This is a genomic window from Solidesulfovibrio carbinolicus, assembly GCF_004135975.1.
Classification (GTDB): domain Bacteria; phylum Desulfobacterota; class Desulfovibrionia; order Desulfovibrionales; family Desulfovibrionaceae; genus Solidesulfovibrio; species Solidesulfovibrio carbinolicus.
Window position 1 is genome coordinate 552,546 of record NZ_CP026538.1, and the last position, 18,943, is coordinate 571,488.

Genomic DNA, 18,943 nt, shown 5'->3' on the forward strand with positions numbered 1-18,943 from the left:
CGCCATAGGGCGGCCGCCGACACGCGCCTATCTATAAGTCCTACATGGTTGGCAAGGAAATACTTGATCCATGGCGAAGAGTTACAATGGCGTTGAGACACTGCTTTTGCTTTATGATAATCGATGTGCTGTCACAATGAGAGAGGAATTCAATAAAATAGTTCTTTTTTATGATGAAGGGAACTGCCAATGAGTGAAACGAATAGCAGGGCCAACGCCAGCGCCTGGGGGATTCTGGCAGCCATGGGCTTTGGCGCGCTCATCGCCCAGATGTTCAGCACGGTGATTGGTCCCGCCTTGCCTACAATCAAAGACGATCTCGACCTGTCCCTGTCGATGCAGGCCTGGACGATCACTTCATACAGCCTTGCCTTCGGCACGGCGCTGATCGCTGGCGGTCGCCTCGGCGACCTCGTAGGCGAAGTCCGCATGATTGTGATCGGCTATATGGTTTTCGGCGGCGGCCTTATCCTGTCCGCCGTGGCCACGAGCGGCTTGCTCATGGTGTCCGGGCGCACTGTGCAAGGCATCGGCATCGGTATTTCAGCACCGGCCACCCTGTCCATCGTGGTAAACGCATTTTCCGCTTCCCGATGTGGATTCGCTGTCGGCGTATGGGGATTTGCACACGGGTTCGGACTGCTGGTCGGTCCGATATTCGCGGGCTACATGCTCGACCTGCTGAGTTGGCGCTGGGTCTTCTGGCTCGCCGTGCCACTGACTACCGCAGTCATCCTCGTCACTCTGGCGGCTACAAGGAACTATTGCAGCGTACTGTCTTCCGGCCGCTATGACATCATCGGTCTCGTCCTCGGCGGCCTTGGCATCACCTTGGTTACCTATGGATTGCAAAACGCCAGCAACGGCTGGGGTACTCCTAACACCTGGGGGACTCTGGCGGTCGGCGTTGTGCTGCTCGCCTTGTTCGGCGTTGTCGAGACCCGCACCGATTGTCCCCTCATCGATTTTTCCCTGTGGCGTGAGCGTCTTTTTTCCGGCGCTTTTTTTGCCGAAAGCGCCGTTGGTTTCGTCTATATCCCGATGCTGACCGTCGTGGGATCACTGTTTTTCATCGAAGTTCTTGGTTATTCCCCAGTGATGGCCAGTTGGGTCATCGTCATCACGACCGGAGCTTGCATGGTGCTTGAACCGCCCGCAGGTCGCCTTATTGACCACATCGGACCGGGAATTCCCATTGTGGCTGCACTGGCCATGCAGGCCGTCGCGTTGTTCTGGATGGGCACCTTCTGTCCGGAGACAACCCTGGGCGAACTCATCATCCCCTTGGCGCTGATGGGAGCAGGCGTCGGAATCGCCTTGCCAGCCTGCAATGCGGCCGGGATGCGTACACTCAAGCCCGAACAGGCAGGCATGGGCTCGGGTCTTCTTCAGATGACATTCAACGTACCGGCCGCGCTAGGTGCCGCCCTGGTCACATCGATCATGGGGTCTCACTGCTTGGCCAAGGTGGGGGCAGTGTTGGCTGGAAAGCCGTATCTCCAGCAGGGCCTGGAATATGCGCAAGCCATCAAAGACGGGAATGATGCAGCCGCCGCAGCCATCCTCAAGTCGCTTCCCTCCAATTCAGCCGCAATGGTGGAAAACGCCATGGTTTCAGCGCAAGCCTCAACAATCGCCATGAGCATGACGGTGCTTGGAAGCATTGCCCTGGTTGGGGCGATCATGGCTCTGCTGATCATCGGCCGCCGCAGGTGCCCAGAGGAAAATCCACTTGCTGGCTCAGTTCAGGATCAGGAGTGAGTTGCCGCCAAGGGGCGCTGATTGCCCTTGTCCGGACGGACTGGGGTTGCTGCTCCGCGTTTGATTTGGTCGCCTACGACATGCAACAAGACCGGATCTTTAGAATAGGCCTCGCGGATATTCTCCAACGTCACGATTCGCGGTTCGAGAAGGAGGGCGGGTGGGACGGGATGTGGCTGCCGTATTTGGCCAACAATTCATCGACGACAACATTCGCATCTGGGAGCGAATGATCGTGGTGCTGGACAGCGGTGAGCTCTGCCCGAGCCCTCTACTTGCTTGGAAGCCATGATGAACATTGCTCATAGAGCCTGGACCCTGGCACCGGCCTTCACCTGGATTGGCCGAGCTTGACGAGGGTTGTTTAAACGTTCGATAATGAAGCCGGAAAATAGCGGGAAATATTCCGACGCGGCGTTGTTGTGAAGAACTGGCGGGCCTCTTTCAGGAGATAGTCGCATTCTCACCTTGGAAGGATTCCATCGGGCAAGGGGCGGACCGTGTGCGTCGGCCGGATCATCCCCGCGAGCGCGGGGAACAGCTGCGCCATCTGCTCCTCTGAGGGCCAAGCGGATCGACCTTGCCGATCTGAAAAATGGGGGCTGCTTTGACTGGAAACGTCGGGCTTGGAGGGTGCGCACGCTAAGGCCCAGGAACTGGGCAGCTTGGCGTGCGTCGAGGAGATTGGGGGTCTGCATGGCTAGTCCTCCTTGGGGTACTCGCTGCGGTGGGGTGCAGCGGGGGAGTTAGCCATGGTAGAGCGGATTTTGAGGATTACCGCATGGTCGCCTTAATCGGGATTAAGGCGATCACGAGTTTTTCGCCTTTTCGGGTAGTTGTTTGTTTTTCTTGTTAAGGCGTTGAAGTAATTACAATTGATTATGTGCTCTGTCGAGTGACTCTGTGTCCAGTGCGTATAACCTCTCAGAAAAATACCGACACAAATTGACGCCTATCAGGGGGTGTAACTTCATGATTTCTAAAAAAACGGCGGCGTTGATCACATAGACTTCCACATCGCTTTGCGCCAGATAGTCCAGCGAACCGGGGAGGTCCAAAAAAACGTCCAACACTCCGAACATTCCGCCAGAAGCGATTTCTGTCCGCTTCTGGCCAGCGGCGTCGTGTGCAACGATGACGCCGCTGGTCACAAGATGGATGCCCGCGAAGGTTTCCCCGGCCTTGGCAATGACCGTCCCGGCGGAAAAGACCGTGTGTTCGGAGATCGAGGCAACAGCACGGAGTTCCTTGAGCCCCAGACCACTGAAAATCGGATAGCGGCCGAGGGTTTGCATGAGCATGATGACAGGCGGCATGGACGCCTCCTTGGCGGTTATGCGTTGCCGGGCATACAATGCGGCTTGGCGCACGTCAGCATCGGCGCAGGCGAGCCCGGCTGAAGTCGTCGACAGAAAGGCCGGGTTGGCGGCGTGCTCGCCGATGACGCAGAAGGCCAGTAGCCGGAGACAGGGATCATCGGATGCGCTGAGCGCATGGAGGACGCGCTCCGGCGACTGCCCGCGCATCAGTGGCAGGGCGCGTCTTCCCCGCTGGATGACTTCCTCTTCGGGCAGGGTATCCACGAGGGGAACCAGACGGTCGGCCAACACCGGATCCAGGACATTTTCGAGATATTCGGCGGCAGCGTCGGATTTGCCTGCGCCAAGGGATGCAAAGACCAGGCGCATGTCCGGCTGGACCACCCACAGGGCCATAAAGGCCAGGTAGAGCTGCTCGCGGCGTTTTTCGCGAAGGGCCATCCGCAGCAGTTCAGCTGTCATCGCCTGGGGGATGGCTTCGAGGGCCCGCGCGGCGATAATGGCTTCATACGCTTCCTGCAATCGCCGGCAGACAAACGGCGTCATGTCCGCTTGTCCCATGTGCCCCAGGCGCATGGCCTCCAGCAAGCCCTCCTGGGCTCGTTGCGAGGCAGTGGCCAGGAGGGCCTGCTCGAGGATCGGCGAGATGTCCGGGCCATAGCGCGCCAAGGTGTCTACGGCGGCCCGACGCACGGCCTCCACATCATCCAGAAGTTCCGTCAAACGGCCCACGGCCAGCATATCCCGGCTCAGTGCGAAGGAGGCCGCCGCCTCGGCCCGCGTCGCCGCATCCGGCGATTCCAGAAGGCCTTGGGCCGTGTCCGGATCAAGCTCCGGCAGGTCCAGTTCGGCCAGCCGAGCCAGCATTTCCTCGGGATAATCTTGGGGTTCCATGGACGGACCATGGGGGGAGGCCGTTTCGGTCTGCCCGGAGGCGACGTTGACGAAGCGGTCGAAATCGAGACTGTCCTGGGCAATAACTTGGCGCAGGCCGGCGTGGTAACGCCTGCGGAACCGGAAAGTCTCGTTGATCCAGGCCAGGGCCAGGGCTAACGCCAGATACGACAAGCCCCGAGGGGAAATCTCCTGCTTGAGGGCGAGCAGCAGGAGCGCCCCGAACATGCTGGCGCTTTGGGTGAGGGAGCCTCGGATAAAGACTTGGCTCCAGGCGGCGATGTCCCGGGGCAAGAGGCTGAAGAGTTGTTTGGTCAGGGGGCCAAGAGCCGAGCGTTGCAGAAAGATGCTGGAAAACTGGGCATAGGCCGCTGCCGGAAGGCTGAAAAAAGCGGCCATGGCCCCGAAGGCGACGGCGTAGTTGAGCGGCGCGGCCAGGGCGATGGCCCGGATGGACACCGCGTCGTAGCCGCGCCCGAAAACCGTGATGCACAAAAAGACGCAGCCAGTAAGACCAGCCCGGAACCAGCCGAGAAAGCCCAGGAGAGCTTGTTCATCGGCAAAGGCGGCGGCGGTTACCGTGCCGAATTGGTAGGTGAGAATCGGCAGGATGAGGTTGGGCAAGATGGCGCAGACGCACAGAAAGCGAAAGATGGGATAGCGCCCGAGGGCCGCGGCCACTTCGACTAACGCGAAACGGGCGTCGCCTTTCTCGGCTCGGTTGGAAAGCGCCCCACGCGACGCCGCACCGTGTCCGGGCAGGGCCATGACCAGGGCCAGAGCGCCGTTGGCCGCAGCGGCCACGAGCAGCAACGCGTCGATTCCAAGCATGTCGGTCAGCGGCGAGCAGACCAGGCTGCCAAGGGTACTGCCGAGCACCTGGGCCGCCATAAGCAGGCGAAAAAGCCGTTTCCCCTGGCGCGCGTCGAAGATATACTGCATGAGATTCCACAAATAGACGAGCAGAAAGGCGTCCATGAGGGAGAGCAACTGGTAAAGCAGCGGGTAGACCAGCTCCAGGCCGCGTTGGGCCAGGACATAGAACAGGACTTGCAGCAGACCGGCGAGGAGAAAAAAAATGCCTAGCAGTGTCCTGTCCGAGAACCGCAGGCTTAGGCGACGGCAGAAGGAAAACAGGCCAATGGCTAGGGCTCCGCTGGCGCACAGCATGAGCGGCAGGCTGTCCGGCCCGTATCGCTTGAGGAACGAGGCGTCGACGTAATTGCGAAAGATGGCGAAAAAAAAGAAAACGGACAGAAAGAGGCCAGCCGCTTTAAGAAACGATGCGCTCTCCGTGGGGTATACGCCGAGACGTTTTTCGAGAAACCTGCGCATGGTTCGCCCTGGGCCAAGCCGTTTGGCGCTGAAACTATTCCATATTCTTGTGGCAGGATGCCGCAAGAGGGGTCTTTTTGCAATGCAGTCGGAGCGATAATGTCCCAGGTCACGGACTTGCGCCGCGTGCTTGTCTACACGCACAATTCCATCGGTCTTGGCCATGCCGTGCGCGTCATGGCCGTCATTGACGGCATGCGTGCCCTGCTGCCCTCGACGGACTTCCTCGTGTTAAGCGGCGGCTCAGCTCCGTCGATCTTTCTTGGCGAGGGCATCGAGACTATCAAACTGCCCGGAGTGCGCCACGATCTCGACGGGCCCGGCCAGCCGTTTCGGCCGCGTTATCTGCACACTCTGGACCGTGACGCCGTCTTTGCCTGGCGCGGGCGGCTCATCAGGGAGTGTCTCGACGCCTTTGCCCCGGACGTGGTCATGGTCGAACACGCCCTGGCCGGTCTGCGGGGAGAGGCTGCCCCCCTTTTGGCCAGGGCCCGGCGTCTGACCCCGGACGGCCATGTCCTGGTCCATTTGTCCCGGGGCATCCACTGCGGCGCGCCCATGCTCCTGGCTCCGGCCGCCAGCTATCCCGGACTGCCGCCAGAGGCGGCGGTCACCGGACTGTATGACGCCTTTTACGTGCTGGAGGAAAGGGCCGTGGCGGACGTCAACCGGGAGTTTTTCGGCGACGTGGCGGCACTGGAGCCCAGGATCAACTATCTTGGCCGCATCGCCGCACGCAACGCCGAGGAACTCAACGGCGACAAGCGCGTCGCCGAACTGTGCCTGGGCCGGCCGCTGCTGCTGTTAAGCCTGGGCCGCCATGGCCGCATCCTGGAACTGCACGCCCGCCTGTTGGCGGCCCTGGATCGTGTGCCCGCCGCCCTGGCCGGCGAAACTTTGGTCGTGCTGGACCCTTACCTGCCGCCGGAACAGGTCGCCGCCATCAAGGCCCTGCCGTGCGCGGCCCGTGTCAGGTTCACGCCGTTTATCCCCTGTCTGGAGGAGATCATGGCCGCCGCCGCTGTGGTGGTCTGCCGGGCGGGCTACAACACGGTCAACGAACTGCTGGTGACCGGCAAGCCGGCCCTGGTCATCCCGGAGAGCCATCCCAGTCGGGAGCAGGAGCGACGGGCCGGCATCCTGTCTGGACGGCAGGCGGTGGTTCTGACGGAGCAGGCCTGCCTGGACGGCGATCCAGCTGCGATGCTGATCGACCTGCTGGCGCGGCCGGTCCGGTCGGCGACAGTTCGGTTCGACCGTTTCGCAGTGGGGCGGCGCATCGTGGCCGATCTGCGGCGTCTGGCAAGAGAACCCTGACCGTTTTTCTTGGCCGGAGCGACTTCTTGCCTGTCCGGGTGTTCCGGCAGCCTTGCCAGGGCAGTTTCAGGCCGGGCGGGTGGCGGCATTGTTTACCGCGCACAGCGCCTCAATCTCTCCGGCCAGCCGGCGGAACCGCTCCGGGGCGATGGCCGGGCAGAAGGCGTTTTCCGGGCTTTGGTGGTTGTGCCGGGAGGGATCGAAATCCGGGCCGATGGTCCCTTGCTCCAGACACCGGGCGTAGAGCCGCGTCCCGGGATAGGGCGTGAAGATGCTGTAGATACGCTTGTCGCAGGGCAGGGTCTCCATGAGACGGCGCGTGGCGGCGAGGCTTTCCTCGGTTTCGTCGGGAAAGCCGACCATGAAAAACGCTTCCAGACGCAGGCCGGCGTCCTTGACGCGCGTCGCCGCCAGCCGGGCCTGGGCCACGGTGAATCCCTTGCCCACCCGGGACAGCATGGCGTCGTCGCCGCTTTCCAGGCCCAACTGGACGGTGGAAAAGCCTGCCCCGGCCAGGGCCGCGACGGTGCGCCCGTTTATAAGCGACACATGGGTTTCGCAGCCGAACGTAAGGCCCAGTCGGGCTTTTTCCAATTCCCGGCACAGGGTGATAATTCGGTCCGGCGTCGGGCCGAAGGTGTCGTCGTCGAAATGGACGTGGCTGACGCCCCGGCCGGCGAGCAGGGACAGTTCTTCCAAGATGTTGGGGATGCTGCGGCAGCGCACCCGGTACCCCCAGACCCCGGCCGAGGAACAATAGGCGCAGCGGCGCGGACAACCCCGCGAGGTGAACACGTGGCCAAAGGCCCTGGCTGGATAGATCTCGCCCCGGACCCAGCGCCCGGGGGCGAGGCTGCCGGGAAAAGGCAGGGCGTCTAGGTCCACCAAGGGAGGCCTGATGGCGGCGCGCGCCGTCGCCCCGTCGCGACGCGTCGCCAGCCCCGGCACGTCTGCCGGCAAACACCCCTGGGACAGACCGTTGAGGCAGGCGGCCAGGGTGGCCTCGCCTTCGCCGATGACGGCCGCGTCGAATTCGGGGTGGGCGAGGAACCCCTCGCCTGCGATGCTGGGATGCGGCCCCCCGGCCAGGATGACGGCCTCGGGTGCGAGGCGTCGGACCCGGTCGGCGACGATGCGGGCCGAAGCTAGAAGCGGGGTGCGCACCGTGATGCCGACCACGTCCGGGGCAAAGGCGGCCACGGTCTGGTCCACCGCTGAAAAGGCCGGGTGATCCTTGGCGACAAGCGCCTGGCGGTAGGCGGCGTAGCCCGGTCCGGCTAGGTAAGGGATGGCGAAGGGTTCCGGGGCGGGGTGGAAATCGGCGTTGTGGAGCAGCACGTCCACGTCGGCGTGGGCCAGGGCGTAGGCGGCCAGTGAGGCCAGCCCCAGGGGTGCCTTGCACAGCCCGTAGCCGTTTTTGTACAGACAGTAGAAGGGAGGTTCGACGAGGAGCAGGCGAAGCGGTCTCACGGCCGTCCTCCCGGCCCTGGGGGCGCGGGATCGAGCCAGACCACGCCCGTTGCGGCAATCTCGGCCACGACTCCGTGAGGCTGGGTGAACGCCAGCAGTTCCCGACGCGGCCAGCCGTAAAGAAGCTGCAGCAGCACTCGGTTGACCACGGCGTGGCCGACCACGGCCGCCGGTCCCCGGTCCAGGGACGGACGTATGGCCGTGAGCGCCTGTTCCACGCGCGCCTCGGCGTCGGCCAGGGATTCGCCGCCGGCCGGGCGGTCGGTCCAGTCCCGGCGCAGCGGCCGGTCCGGGGGGCAGACGTCGTGTCTGGGGCGGCCCTCGAAGATGCCGGCGGACAGTTCGGCCAACCCCGGGAGGATTTCCCAGGGAGCGCCGACCTCCCGGGCCAGGACGGCCGCCGAGGCCGTTGCCCGGCGCAGGGGGGAGGCAAAGATGCGGCGGATGCCCCGCCCGGCCAGGGGACGGCAGGCCGTCGCCAGGGCGGCCAGGGCGTCTGGCAGGGCCGGCGGGTCCGAGGACCCGAGGACGAGCCCGTCGCGGTTGGCCTGGGTCGCCGCGTGGCGCAAAAGGTACAGGATCATGGTTCCCGCCTGCCGGCCCGGGCGCTGCCGGCCGGTTGATCGCCGTCGGCGGCGTTGCCGCCAAAAACCGAGCCTCTTTCTAGGCAGGCTGCGCCGGCAGGTCAATCCGCGACTGTCGGCAGTCTGAAGCGTACCGGGCAGGGAGCCCTGGTTGCCATGCACAACCCCGAACTGCCGCCCGAATTGTTCCGGGGAGACCGGTTTTTCGCCACGGACACGCTGGTGTCGCTCCAGATCTTGCCCCTTGAGGCCGCCGGAGTGCATCCACTGTGTCTTGCCCTGCCGCTGGCCCACCATGAATGCGACTTGTCGGCCTGGGACGGGCTGGCGCTCACGGCCGTCAACCGCACCAAGCAGCCGCTCGCGGTGGGCTTGCGCCTAGTTCATGCCGGGGAGGGCCAGCCATTTTCGGTCACCGGCGGGCGGGAGCAGTTGCTGCCCGACGAACCCAGGCGCATTTTCTTTCCCTGGAGCGGCTTTGGCTCGTATGGCCAGATCGGGGGATGGCGTCGGGTCACGGCCATCAAGGCGGTCTTTCGACGGGAACGCGGCCAGGACGGACCGCCTGTGCTGGCCGCCGCCGTTATTGGACTGGAGGCCGTCAGGCGCAACGGCGTGGTTGGACCCAGGCTGACCGAGGCTGGTTTGGTCCAGGTGCTTGACCGGCCTGTGGCCGAGGCCCTGAGCTGTCGGGCGTTTCCGGCCTACGCCGTTTCTCCGGCCATTCTCGCCGTCCCGCCCCCGGTGTTCCCTTACCCGCTGGAAAGGCCAGGGGCGGTGGGGCGCGGCCAGATAATGGGGCAGGCCCCCGGCCTGCCGCCGGACTGGGAGGCCGATCCGCAAGGCGAACTGGAATGGCGGCATTTCCTGCACCGCCATCATTTTCTACGCCCGCTCCTGCAGGCTGGGGGGGACCGTTCCGGCCAGGTTGGGGCCATCCTGTCTGACTGGATTGTGCGCCATCCCGTGCCCCTGGACTCGGACGGAGGGGCCGGGCCGTCCTTCGAGACCCTGTCCGTGGCCTGGCGGCTGCGGGAATGGATTTACGCCCTGGCTGCGGTCTGGAACCGGCCGGCCTTTGCCCCGGCGGCGAAAAGCCTGATCCTGCGCTCGGTCTGGGAGCAGGCCCGGCACCTGCGCGACCATCGGGGCCATCCGGGCAACTGGCGGCTGGTGGAGGCGGCGGCCCTGGCCCTGGCCGGGCTGGCCTTTCCGGATTTTTGCGAGGCCGACGCCTGGGTGGAGGAGGGGCTTGCCCGTCTGGGGTGCGAGGCCGGGAGCCAGTTTCTGGACGACGGCGTCCATGGGGAACGCTCGCCGCTGTATCACGGCATTTGCCTTCAGGCCTGCTTGGAGGTCTGGCTGGCCACCCGGGAAGCCGGGCATCGCTTTCCCGGCTTTTCGGACCGGGACATCGTGCGCTGGTTGGGTGTCCTGGCAGCCCTGGCCCGGCCAGACCGGAGTCTGCCGTCCCTCAATGATTCGGGCAGCGTCGACCGGGATGCCAGGCCTTTGCTGGGCCTGGGGCGGGAACTGCCGGGGGGGACGGCGGCGCGCGTCCCGGTCGGGCCGGTTTTGCTTCCCGACGCCGGCTTCGCCGTGTTGCGCCGGGGGAGGGATTTCGCCCTGCTCAAGGCCGGCCCCAGGCCGCCTGCCCATGCCCACGAAGACGACATGGCCGTGGAGGCCTGTCTGGCCGGCCGCCCCGTGCTGGTCGATCCCGGCATCAGCCGCTACGCGCCATCGCCAAGGACAGAAGCCTGTCGTTTGGCGGCGGCCCATTCCTGTCTACTGACCGACGTCTCCCTGGGACGGGCAGAAGGGCTGTCGCTTGCCCAAGCGGAGGGTCTGCTCGTGGCCTCGGCCGCGCGCCGGGGCGAGGGGCTGGTCCATCGCCGTGACGTCTGTCTGTTGGAAACGGGAATCGTGGTGGTGCGCGACGTGCTTTCGGGAGTCGTTGCCGGGGAGGTGCGGGTCCATTGGCAGTTCGCCCCGGGCTGGTTGCGGCTGGGGCGGCGCAGTCTGATCGCCCGGGGAGAGGGGTTCCGCTTTGTGCCGTTTTTGGGCGGGATAGGCGTTTCAGCCCGCCTGCGTCAGGGGCGGCCGGGGCCGACGGGCGGCTGGGTTTCCTGGGCCGGTCGGGACGTTGTCGCCCCCCATCTGGAATATGTCTGCCGGCCCGACGGGCCGTGCTGTCTGTGGTGGGCGCTCCTGCCGGCTGGAGAGGCCCGTCTGGACCAGGAGGGGCTGCGCGTTATCCATCTCGACGGGACCATCAGCCTTCTTGCGGCAGATCCCTGGACCCTGCGCCGGTCGCCTCCCCGCCGCACCACGCGAAAAACGCGTCTATGACCGCATCCAGTGCTTCCTGGCAGACGTGGAAGTTCTCCCGGCCGGCGGCAAACACCGGCAACCCCCGGGCCGGGCGCTGGAGCATGGCCAGCTCGTAGGCCGGGAAATACAAAACGCCGGCATGGCGGGCCGCAAACTCCTCGGCCGCCACACGCAGCACGGCCTTGGCGTGGCAACTGGCGGCAAAGACGTCGGCATCCTCCCGGAAGGTGGCCCATTGCTGGATGGGCGACAGGACCAGCACGAGCCGGCAGTCTGGATTGGCGGCGCGCAGCAGGGCCAGCACGCCCTTCAGAGCGGCGATGTTCTCGGCCACGCCCGTGGTCCGATGCCGGTAGCGGCCCATGTCGCCGCCCTCGATCACATACGGCCCGGACGGCAGGCACAGCACCGCTCCGGTTTCCGTATCCTCCCAGATTTCGGTGTAATCAAGGCTGAGGACCAACGCTTTCGCCGTGGTCAGCACCCGGCGGGCGCAGCGGCGATGCCGGGCGAAGTCCGCTTCCGCCGCCTCCATGTCGTCGTACAGGACAATGCGTCGGTAAGGGTCCTGGATCATGCCGGTTTGCGGGGATATCCACCAGCGCGGCTGTGGGACGGCGTCGGTCAGGGCGTATTCCAATACCTGACGCACGGAGAAGAGGTTGTACAGGCGTTCCCAGGCGGCGCTGGCATGTCTGGCGGCCGGGTTGCCGGCCTCTTCCTGAAGGAAGTTCCAGCCCCGGGCCAGCAGCCGGGTCTTGAATTCCCGGATAAGGCACGAGCCGATGCCGGCGATGGGCGTTGTCGCGTCAATGTCCGGCCGGGAACCGGCGGCCAGGGGATAGCGGCCGGCCGGAGGGTTGTCGTAGGAGCCGGGCCAGACCTGCCAGGAATGGAAACGGCGCAGGGGATGGACGTCGCATTGGCCGGTCTTGGCGGTCATCGCCTGGCTCCGACCATGAGGCTCCAGCCGAGCCGGTTCGACGGAAAAAGGCGGCCCAGGGGGCGGTCCAGGGCGGCGAGGGCCTCAATGCGCCGGAAGGCCCGTCTCGAGCCCGGAGGCAGGGGCAGCTTGTGGGGCAGGATATACGCGCCGCGCCAGGCGTAGGGCGTCAGACCCGCCCGGCGCAGCAGCCGGGCCAGGCTTCGCGGGGAATAAAAGCGCCGATGGGTGGCGTCCCAGCCCATCCAGTCCCGTTGCCCCAGAATCAGCCGCCGCCAGCCGCCTTCCAGCACGAAATTGAGCGACCAACTGTTCTGGGTGGCCAGGACCAGCCGGCCGCCCGGGGCCAGATGCCTGGCCACAGCGTCGAGCAGACCCTGATCGTCGGCGACGTGCTCGAGCACGTCGCGCAGGCAGATGGCGGAAAACCGGGCGTCAGGGGAAAGGGCGGGCTCGTCGGCGGCGACGAACGCCGTGCGTTCGGCCAGGCCGCCACGCCTGGCCAGCAGGGTGGCGGCGGCTGCGGCCTCGGGCAGTGCGTCCAGGCCCAGGGCCAGGGTCGCGCCCCGTTTGGCCGCCTCCACGGCGAAAAAACCGGCACCGCAGCCGAAATCGAGCACCTTTGCGCCGGCGAGGTCGCCCAGCAGCGCAAACAGGTGTTCGTTTTTGATCCGGCTGTAGGTCAGCGCCTGTTGGGCGGCCCCGGCCGCCAGCACCGTTTCCGGGTCCTGCTGGCGCAGCCAGTGTTGCGGCGGATAGCCCTGGCCGGGATCGCAAGGGTTGTGGGCTACCACACGACGACCTCACGCATGACAGCCTCCCATTCCTGACGTTCACGCTCGGGAGAAAAAAGGGCCATGCGCCGGGCCGCCTGACCACCAAGAGCGGCGGCCAGTCCGGGGTCGGCCCGCAAACGGCCCAGGGCCGTTTCCAGTTGTCCGGCTTCCCCCCAGTCGACCAGCAGGCCGGACACGCCATCCTCCACAAGTGTCGTTGTCGCACCCACCCGGGTGGCCACGCAGGGCAGGCCAACGGCCATGGCCTCCATAAGCACATTGGGACAGCCTTCGGACACTGAGGGCAGGACAAAGACGTCGCCCTGAGCCAGCCACTCGGGCATGGCTTCGTGGGGCACGACGCCGTGCGGCCGCACCACGTCGGCCAGTCCGTAACGGTCGATGAGGGCGTCGCGAAGGGGGATTTCCTCGGGCCGGGTTTCGCCGGCGAGGTCCAGAACGATCTCCCCGGTTCGGCGCAGCGCGGCAATGGCTTTGATGAGATACGGTAGTCCCTTGGCATGCTTGAAAATGCCGGCCGCGCGCACGGAAAATGGCCCTTGCTTTCGGGGGCCGGGCCAGCGTGCCGCTCCTTGGACCACGGAGTTATATATGACGCGGGATTTGTCGCGGATCGGGACCAGGGCGTCGGCCAGAGCCAGGAGATCCTCGGCCAGAAAGACAAGCCGGTCGGGGTTTTCCAGGGCGCTGCGGCAGGCCGCCGTCTTCTCCGGGCTAAAGACGTATTTTTTTACGTCGTTGCCCACGGCGCAGGCCACATGGGGCCGTCCTTCCCGCTTGGCCAAAAGCCCAGCGACAAAGCCTGTCGGATAGAGAAAAAAGGACAGGAATGCGTCGAAACCTTCCTCCCGATGGAGCATTTCCAGGCTCTCGAAGAGCATTTGCAGGGTCAGGGTGTGAGGGCAGTCCCACAGCGCACGGCCCTGTGGAAACGTTTCGCGACCCACGGTGACCTCGTGCACCACGATGTCACCGTGATACTCGGTCGTGCGGTTCTCGTCCAAAAGAGGCGGCAGACCGTCCACGGTCCTGTGGTGGAACACATGCACGGTCGCGCCAAGCCCGGCCAGATGCTCAGAGACCCGAAGGGCCGTGCGGGCCAGGCCGCCCCAACGCAAGGGCGGATACTCAGGGGTGACGAGGCAGATTTTGGGCGGCATAGCATTGTCCTTGATACCGGTTGAGGCTGATCCTATCATCGGCAGCATGGACAGAAAAGCGCGTTCCGACTTGCGCATCGGGCTGTTGTTCCACAAAAATCCCTTGGCTGCGCCCGTAGGCATAGATTTGGTGCGCTTGAGGGGCCTGTCCCTGGGGCTGGCGCGCCTCGGTGCGAACGTCGCCGTTGTAGCCCCGGTTGCCCGTGAAGGAGGTCGGTTGGGGCCGGTCCCGGTGCTGCCTTTGGCTGTTTTGGCTGAGGCGGGACGCTTTGATGTCCTCAAAACATGCTACCATTTTTCCCTGGAATTGCTTGGCAGCTACGACGGTCCCCTGGTGTGCCGGTTCGTGCGCGTGGTGGATGAGACGTTGCCGCAGCGGGACGCGCCCTTTCGAGAACGGCTGTTGGTTGCCCAATCCATCGCCCGGGAGCGGGCCTGGGGCGTCGTTACCAACAATGCCTTCAATGTACGGCGCTGGCGGCAACGCTATGGCGACAGACAGCGTGTGGCTATGATCCCCACGGGGTGCCCTGCGTCACTGCCGCCGCTGGGACCGAACCCTTTTGCCCCTGAGCTTCCGCCGGTGCTGTTTCTCGGCTCCCTGGCATCCAGACGTATGGCCTCCATGTTGTCCGAGGCGGCTGAACGCCTGCGGGAGCAGGCTGTCGTGCACTTTGTGGGCCGAAACAAGACTGATCTCTACGGTGGGCGGACCATCCCGGTGTCGCCGTTGGTCGCGATCCACGGCGAAATGGAGGAACGGGCAACATGGGACTATGTACGCCATGCTCGTATCGGGCTGGCCCTCGCCGCCGGTCCGGACGTCTTTGACAATGACCTTTCCAAGGTCGTGGCCTACCTGCGTGGAGGGCTGCCGGTGCTTGGTGAGGCGCGCCTGACCAACTCCCGGATTTTTTGCCGACACGGCTTCGGAGCCGTGTTCCGCTACGGCGACGGTCATGATCTGGCGGCTAAGGCCGGGGCAATTCTTGCGGCGGATTACGAGGCTCACCGCGCTTTGGTCATGACCGATACTGCTTCTCGTTATTCCTGGGACGGATTGGCCGTCGCACTGTTGTCTTTTTGCCGAATGGCGGTCGGAGCTTCGTGAGTGTGCCCCTCTCTCTCCTTCCGAGCGTCACTTGCTATTTGGGTAACCTCCCTCGCGATTTTCGCTTTCGGGGGTAAACCCATTTCGAGATGCGGTTGGCCATTTTGTCTATTTCATCCTCAGAAGGGTCATTCATTGGCAACATATCGCGAGCCATTTTTCTCATTGCATCTGCTGCGTTGTAGCCTTGGCTGATTAGCTCTTCGAAGTCAGACTGAGTGAAGCCGATAATTGCTTCAGTATGACTCAAGCTAGCCCCTGTTACGGGTCTTCCTCGTCGTCTTTTCCCTTCAAGTAAATCTGCTGCATACTCTAATATTTCAGTGGGTATGTTCGTTTCGATCAGATTTCTTAGGGAAGTTGCGATAAGTTTTGGTGAAATATTTTTTCCTGAAGCTATTATATCTGCAATTTTGTCTAGGTAATGATCCTGGAGTGCCAAGCTTTCTGCGGCATCGTGTCTGCCCTCTTTGCTTAGAAAATCCCAGGCGATGATTTTTCTTGTTGCCATGTATGACGCTTTGTAAAAGCAATATAATAATAACGAGTAAACCCCCGGCTCTGCCGGGGGACTCACAAAGTTTGACAGTTCCGGGAATCGGAAGCCTCCATCGCTTGAACCGCTCAAAGTTCAAACAGACGGAGGCTTCCTGTGAACGACTACGAAAGCCTAAGCCACTCGGTATGGGACTGCAAGTACCACGTGGTTTGGATCCCAAAGTGCCGCAAAAAGGTTCTGTATGGCCAACTACGCGTGCATATGGGTGAAGTTTTGAGGGAACTGGCCCGGCAGAAGGAGAGTAGGGTGGTCGAGGGGCACCTTATGCCTGACCACGTGCACATGCTCATCTCCATCCCTCCAAAATATGCAGTCGCTTCTGTTGTTGGTTTCGTCAAAGGGAAAAGTGCGATTCACATAGCAAGAAGTTTTATGGGGCGACGAAGGAACTTCGTGGGACAGAACTTTTGGGCGCGAGGCTACTTCGTTTCAACCGTCGGCCTGGATGAGGCTCTTGTTCGTGAGTACATCAGAAAGCAAGAGCATGAAGACCGTAGACTCGATCAGCTCAAATTGATGTAGCGGTTGCCGCCTTCAGGCGGCTCCAGTTCTCACCGCTTTGAGCGGTTAACTGCCTTGCATGCCCCCGGCTTTGCCGGGGGTAGCTGACTTTATATGCACAAACCGATTGTCGCTATGGTTCTCAATAGATAAAAAAGATGATCTGTGCTACTTGTAAACATCTCCCCGGAGTCCAGCCTTGAAGATGAAAAGGCGCTCAGGTTCTGAGGGGAAGAGAATGCGCACCCCACCTACTCGAAGCCGAAAATCATGAGGATGCGGTTGCAGCCGCTTGATGTCTAGCCCATCGAAGTCAGAGGCCAAAAGCCGGGACACGGCCTCCTTGATTTTCCTCCTTTGCGCCTCGGGCATAGACAGGATGAAGGCGTTGGCCTTCTTGCTGATGACCAGCTCACGTCCCATGCCGGCTACCAATCGGCCATGGCCTTGCCGAGGTCCAAGGCCTCGCCCCGGGCAAGCGCATCGTAGGCTTCGCGGCGCTCTGCTTTATCCTTGGACGTTAATTGCGCGTCCCCGAGCAGTTCAGCTTGAATGGCTTCCCATTCCGCCAAGGGGATGACCACGGCGACACGGTTGCCCTGCTCGTCTGTCTGGTATTGGATGCTCATGCACTCACCTTCCTTGCCTGCAACCACGCGGGTGATCGGCGGGCGGTCTCGTGACACGGTTTATCACCGCTCTTTTCCCAGGGAAACCACCTTGCGCCCCGTGGAGTCCCCAGGCGTGCCAACGTTCCCCAAAAGATTGCCGGCCACCTCGGATGCCTGTTTGAGGGCGTCATCACGCAGATGGCTATACCGCTTCGTCATGTTGGGCGATTTGTGGGTCAGGAGCTTTTGTAGCGTCAGCATGTCAACCTCGCCGCTTGAGGCCAGGGTCGACGCGAACAGGTGTCGTAGACCATGCAGGGGCCGGAAGTCGGCAGGGAGCCCGGCGCGGGCTTTGATGCGGTTGGATGCCACCTGGATGGTTACACGCTGCTTGCCGCCCTGGCCGGGAAATACGTAGGGCGAATCCGCCACATGGGGATGGGAGGCAAGAACGGCCCTAGCTGCATCGTTGAGAGGGATTTTCTGGCTCTTGCCGCCCTTGGGGTGGCGGATGTGGATGAAGCCACGTTCGAAGTCGATGTCGCGCCACTCGAGCTTGAAAAGCTCTCCGCGCCGCATGCCGGTGAACATGGCGAGCCGCATGAAGTTTGCGGCCTGGATGTTGGGTTCGTCTTTGATGGCCTGGACCAGCCGGGCCAATTCGTCAGCATCCAGGTCTTCTGTGGTCTCGTTGTCGACTCTGGGCATGGATATCGTCTGCCGGCGCGGGGCCGGGGAGTCGCACAGGCCCTTTTTAACGCCGAAGCGCACCAGTCGCTTGAACAGAGCCAGGACGTGCTTGACGGTTTGCGGCGACTTGCCTTGCTTGAGCAGGCGGGAGCGCAGGCGGTCCAGGTCCAAGGTCAGGACTTCGGCCGGCTCTTTCTCCCCGAAGGCGGGCTTAAGGTATTTCTCGAATCGGCTCCGATCCGTGGTCAGCGCCGCCCCTGGCGTTTTGTGGGAAGAATACTCGGCCCACAGCTTCGCCAAGGTCCACCGGCCAGCCTCGGCTTGCTTGGCGGCTTCCTCAGCTTCACGGCGGGCGTTATTCGATGGGGACCGGCCCTCGATGCGCTCCGCCCTGATCCGCGCAGCTTTGGCGGCGGTCATGTTGTCCTGAAACTGGCGGCCCACCTTCTCCTCGATGAGACGCCCGTCGCGGCGATACATGACGTAGAAAATGCGTTCGGGCTTGCCCGAAGCCACGGCTTGCCCTTCGATGAAGTAGACGCCCGGATAGTCGGTCTTGAAGCGTTTCTTGGCTGGCATGGCCGGCAACCTCCCCCCTAAAAATCGCTCCCAACGCTATTCCCAACATGCAAGGCAAAATTATAGGGGAATAGGGAGAAGTCAAGGGGAAAGAAAAACCAGCTATATCAGGATATTTATGAGGTAGGAAAAATCGGAAGAAATTGAGAGGAAGGCATATTCATGGCCTTTCACGCCGGTAATAGTGGTTCAAATCCCCTTGGGGACGCCAAGCTCATTCAAGGGTTATCCTTCGGGATAACCCTTTTTAGTTGTGGACTCACAAAAGGATGGATTGTTCACTATTCCACCGGCGGCCGTGTAAAATTCCCGTGGATTCAGCCTGCTGGACGCGCTATTGAGGATATAACGCCAAGGGCGACAAAGTCTGTTCTTGTGGAGCGGCTTGATATAATTTTCATCAATTTCATGGTGTTAAGGAGTGGCAGCCCAGGGATTGCCGCAGGCTGGCGTGGCCGGTTGGCGAGGGGTGAACTCCCTGCCGCCAGAGCTTGTCGCCACCGCTGGAGTGGCCCGGGAATTCACAATAACGCAGGAGCTTTTACGATGAAAAAAGCCCATTTGAAGAAGCTGGAAAAGGCCGCGAACTTCTTGCGCGAAGTGTATGACGATCTGGAAACCGAAGGCAGCGACGATTTTGACGAGTTCGGCTCCCGGCTGGATGAGGCGGCCGCCGCGATAGAAGACATTCTTGAGGATGTGGAATCCGCTTCCAAGGACGATGACGCGGATGAAGGGTTTGAAGTGGAGTGATGGACTTCACGGTATGAAAAAAGTTCTCACCACCGTTTTTGCCTGGCTGGTCGGCGGCGCGGTCCTGGTCTACCTGGGCGTGGTCGGGGTAGGGACGGGCAGCTGCAGTCCCTGAGTGGCCATGGGCGCATCGGGAGTCGCGGGTTACGGCTCCTATATCCTGGCCAGATGGTTCGGCAGGGGAAAGTCCAAGGGCCGGGACCAAGGTTCGCCGCCGCGGTGATC

General features: G+C 62.9%; 16 protein-coding genes. 6 read left to right on the top strand and 10 right to left on the bottom strand.

The genetic code is table 11. The annotated features are described in order from the left end of the window. Window positions 1-189: 189 nt before the first annotated feature. Window positions 190-1,761, top strand: coding sequence for an MFS transporter (locus C3Y92_RS02465; RefSeq protein ID WP_129349172.1), 1,572 nt, complete (start codon window positions 190-192; stop codon window positions 1,759-1,761). A gap of 869 nt (window positions 1,762-2,630) precedes the next feature. Here the strand turns inward: C3Y92_RS02465 and C3Y92_RS02470 are convergent. Beyond that, window positions 2,631-5,309: a cyclic nucleotide-binding domain-containing protein gene (locus C3Y92_RS02470; protein ID WP_165352047.1), complete on the bottom strand. Its 2,679-nt coding sequence runs from the start codon at window positions 5,307-5,309 to the stop codon at window positions 2,631-2,633. A 99-nt stretch (window positions 5,310-5,408) separates the two neighbouring features. On the opposite strand from C3Y92_RS02470, the gene C3Y92_RS02475 reads away from it, so the two are divergent. Beyond that, the gene (locus C3Y92_RS02475) at window positions 5,409-6,626 is read left to right on the top strand and encodes a glycosyltransferase (protein WP_165352048.1); all 1,218 of its coding nucleotides are present in this window, start codon (window positions 5,409-5,411) and stop codon (window positions 6,624-6,626) included. A gap of 66 nt (window positions 6,627-6,692) precedes the next feature. Here the strand turns inward: C3Y92_RS02475 and C3Y92_RS02480 are convergent, their stop codons facing one another. Both C3Y92_RS02480 and C3Y92_RS02485 read right to left on the bottom strand, forming a co-directional pair. Next, window positions 6,693-8,096, bottom strand: coding sequence for a B12-binding domain-containing radical SAM protein (locus tag C3Y92_RS02480; RefSeq protein ID WP_165352049.1), 1,404 nt, complete (start codon window positions 8,094-8,096; stop codon window positions 6,693-6,695). Then, window positions 8,093-8,680 carry a histidine phosphatase family protein gene (locus tag C3Y92_RS02485; RefSeq protein ID WP_165352050.1) on the bottom strand — a complete coding sequence of 196 codons (588 nt, stop codon included), beginning with the start codon at window positions 8,678-8,680 and terminating at the stop codon, window positions 8,093-8,095. Before C3Y92_RS02485 ends, C3Y92_RS02480 begins: the two co-directional genes overlap by 4 nt. A 156-nt stretch (window positions 8,681-8,836) precedes the next feature. Here C3Y92_RS02485 and C3Y92_RS02490 point away from each other — a divergent pair, with 156 nt between their 5' ends. After that, on the top strand, window positions 8,837-11,032 hold the full coding sequence (locus C3Y92_RS02490; protein ID WP_129349180.1) for an alginate lyase family protein: 2,196 nt from the start codon (window positions 8,837-8,839) through the stop codon (window positions 11,030-11,032). Here the strand turns inward: C3Y92_RS02490 and C3Y92_RS02495 are convergent. Genes C3Y92_RS02495 through C3Y92_RS02505 form a run of 3 tightly spaced genes read right to left on the bottom strand, consistent with a single transcriptional unit; the run spans window position 10,956 to window position 13,914 of the window. Then, entirely contained in the window at window positions 10,956-11,957 is a 1,002-nt protein-coding gene (locus C3Y92_RS02495; protein ID WP_129349182.1) for a GSCFA domain-containing protein, read from the bottom strand. The genes C3Y92_RS02490 and C3Y92_RS02495 overlap by 77 nt on opposite strands. Further along, window positions 11,954-12,751: a class I SAM-dependent methyltransferase gene (locus C3Y92_RS02500; protein WP_129349184.1), complete on the bottom strand. Its 798-nt coding sequence runs from the start codon at window positions 12,749-12,751 to the stop codon at window positions 11,954-11,956. The genes C3Y92_RS02495 and C3Y92_RS02500 overlap by 4 nt, the downstream gene beginning before the upstream one ends. Beyond that, entirely contained in the window at window positions 12,745-13,914 is a 1,170-nt protein-coding gene (locus C3Y92_RS02505; RefSeq protein ID WP_165352051.1) for a glycosyltransferase, read from the bottom strand. The genes C3Y92_RS02500 and C3Y92_RS02505 overlap by 7 nt, the downstream gene beginning before the upstream one ends. 46 nt (window positions 13,915-13,960) lie before the next feature. On the opposite strand from C3Y92_RS02505, the gene C3Y92_RS02510 reads away from it, so the two are divergent. After that, the gene (locus tag C3Y92_RS02510; RefSeq protein WP_165352052.1) at window positions 13,961-15,025 is read left to right on the top strand and encodes a glycosyltransferase family 4 protein; all 1,065 of its coding nucleotides are present in this window, start codon (window positions 13,961-13,963) and stop codon (window positions 15,023-15,025) included. A gap of 34 nt (window positions 15,026-15,059) precedes the next feature. Here the strand turns inward: C3Y92_RS02510 and C3Y92_RS02515 are convergent, their stop codons facing one another. Then, a complete protein-coding gene (locus C3Y92_RS02515) occupies window positions 15,060-15,536 on the bottom strand; it encodes a hypothetical protein (RefSeq protein WP_129349190.1) in 477 nt (158 codons plus the stop codon). 141 nt (window positions 15,537-15,677) lie between these two features. On the opposite strand from C3Y92_RS02515, the gene tnpA reads away from it, so the two are divergent. After that, the gene (gene tnpA / locus C3Y92_RS02520) at window positions 15,678-16,106 is read left to right on the top strand and encodes an IS200/IS605 family transposase (protein WP_129349192.1); all 429 of its coding nucleotides are present in this window, start codon (window positions 15,678-15,680) and stop codon (window positions 16,104-16,106) included. Window positions 16,107-16,253: 147 nt separating this feature from the next. Here the strand turns inward: tnpA and C3Y92_RS02525 are convergent, their stop codons facing one another. From C3Y92_RS02525 to C3Y92_RS02535, 3 genes are all read right to left on the bottom strand, one after another. Then, complete coding sequence (locus tag C3Y92_RS02525; protein ID WP_129349194.1) at window positions 16,254-16,508, bottom strand: type II toxin-antitoxin system RelE family toxin; 255 nt, start codon at window positions 16,506-16,508, stop codon at window positions 16,254-16,256. Between the two features lie 5 nt (window positions 16,509-16,513). Then, complete coding sequence (locus tag C3Y92_RS02530) at window positions 16,514-16,714, bottom strand: hypothetical protein (protein ID WP_129349196.1); 201 nt, start codon at window positions 16,712-16,714, stop codon at window positions 16,514-16,516. A gap of 63 nt (window positions 16,715-16,777) precedes the next feature. Next, on the bottom strand, window positions 16,778-17,902 hold the full coding sequence (locus C3Y92_RS02535) for a tyrosine-type recombinase/integrase (RefSeq protein WP_235669584.1): 1,125 nt from the start codon (window positions 17,900-17,902) through the stop codon (window positions 16,778-16,780). A 225-nt stretch (window positions 17,903-18,127) separates the two neighbouring features. On the opposite strand from C3Y92_RS02535, the gene C3Y92_RS21345 reads away from it, so the two are divergent. Further along, complete coding sequence (locus C3Y92_RS21345) at window positions 18,128-18,718, top strand: hypothetical protein (RefSeq protein ID WP_235669585.1); 591 nt, start codon at window positions 18,128-18,130, stop codon at window positions 18,716-18,718. The last annotated feature ends 225 nt before the right edge of the window (window positions 18,719-18,943 follow it).

Bases quoted from the DNA above. Each gene is read 5' to 3' on its own strand.
- C3Y92_RS02495 (WP_129349182.1), bottom strand. From the start codon at position 11,957: ATGACCGCCAAGACCGGCCAATGCGACGTCCATCCCCTGCGCCGTTTC.
- C3Y92_RS02530 (WP_129349196.1), bottom strand. From the start codon at position 16,714: ATGAGCATCCAATACCAGACAGACGAGCAGGGCAACCGTGTCGCCGTG.
- C3Y92_RS02515 (WP_129349190.1), bottom strand. From the start codon at position 15,536: ATGGCAACAAGAAAAATCATCGCCTGGGATTTTCTAAGCAAAGAGGGC.
- C3Y92_RS02510 (WP_165352052.1), top strand. From the start codon at position 13,961: ATGGACAGAAAAGCGCGTTCCGACTTGCGCATCGGGCTGTTGTTCCAC.
- C3Y92_RS02505 (WP_165352051.1), bottom strand. From the start codon at position 13,914: ATGCCGCCCAAAATCTGCCTCGTCACCCCTGAGTATCCGCCCTTGCGT.
- C3Y92_RS02525 (WP_129349194.1), bottom strand. From the start codon at position 16,508: ATGGGACGTGAGCTGGTCATCAGCAAGAAGGCCAACGCCTTCATCCTG.
- C3Y92_RS02485 (WP_165352050.1), bottom strand. From the start codon at position 8,680: ATGATCCTGTACCTTTTGCGCCACGCGGCGACCCAGGCCAACCGCGAC.
- C3Y92_RS02490 (WP_129349180.1), top strand. From the start codon at position 8,837: ATGCACAACCCCGAACTGCCGCCCGAATTGTTCCGGGGAGACCGGTTT.
- C3Y92_RS02470 (WP_165352047.1), bottom strand. From the start codon at position 5,309: ATGCGCAGGTTTCTCGAAAAACGTCTCGGCGTATACCCCACGGAGAGC.
- C3Y92_RS02475 (WP_165352048.1), top strand. From the start codon at position 5,409: ATGTCCCAGGTCACGGACTTGCGCCGCGTGCTTGTCTACACGCACAAT.
- C3Y92_RS02465 (WP_129349172.1), top strand. From the start codon at position 190: ATGAGTGAAACGAATAGCAGGGCCAACGCCAGCGCCTGGGGGATTCTG.
- C3Y92_RS21345 (WP_235669585.1), top strand. From the start codon at position 18,128: ATGGCCTTTCACGCCGGTAATAGTGGTTCAAATCCCCTTGGGGACGCC.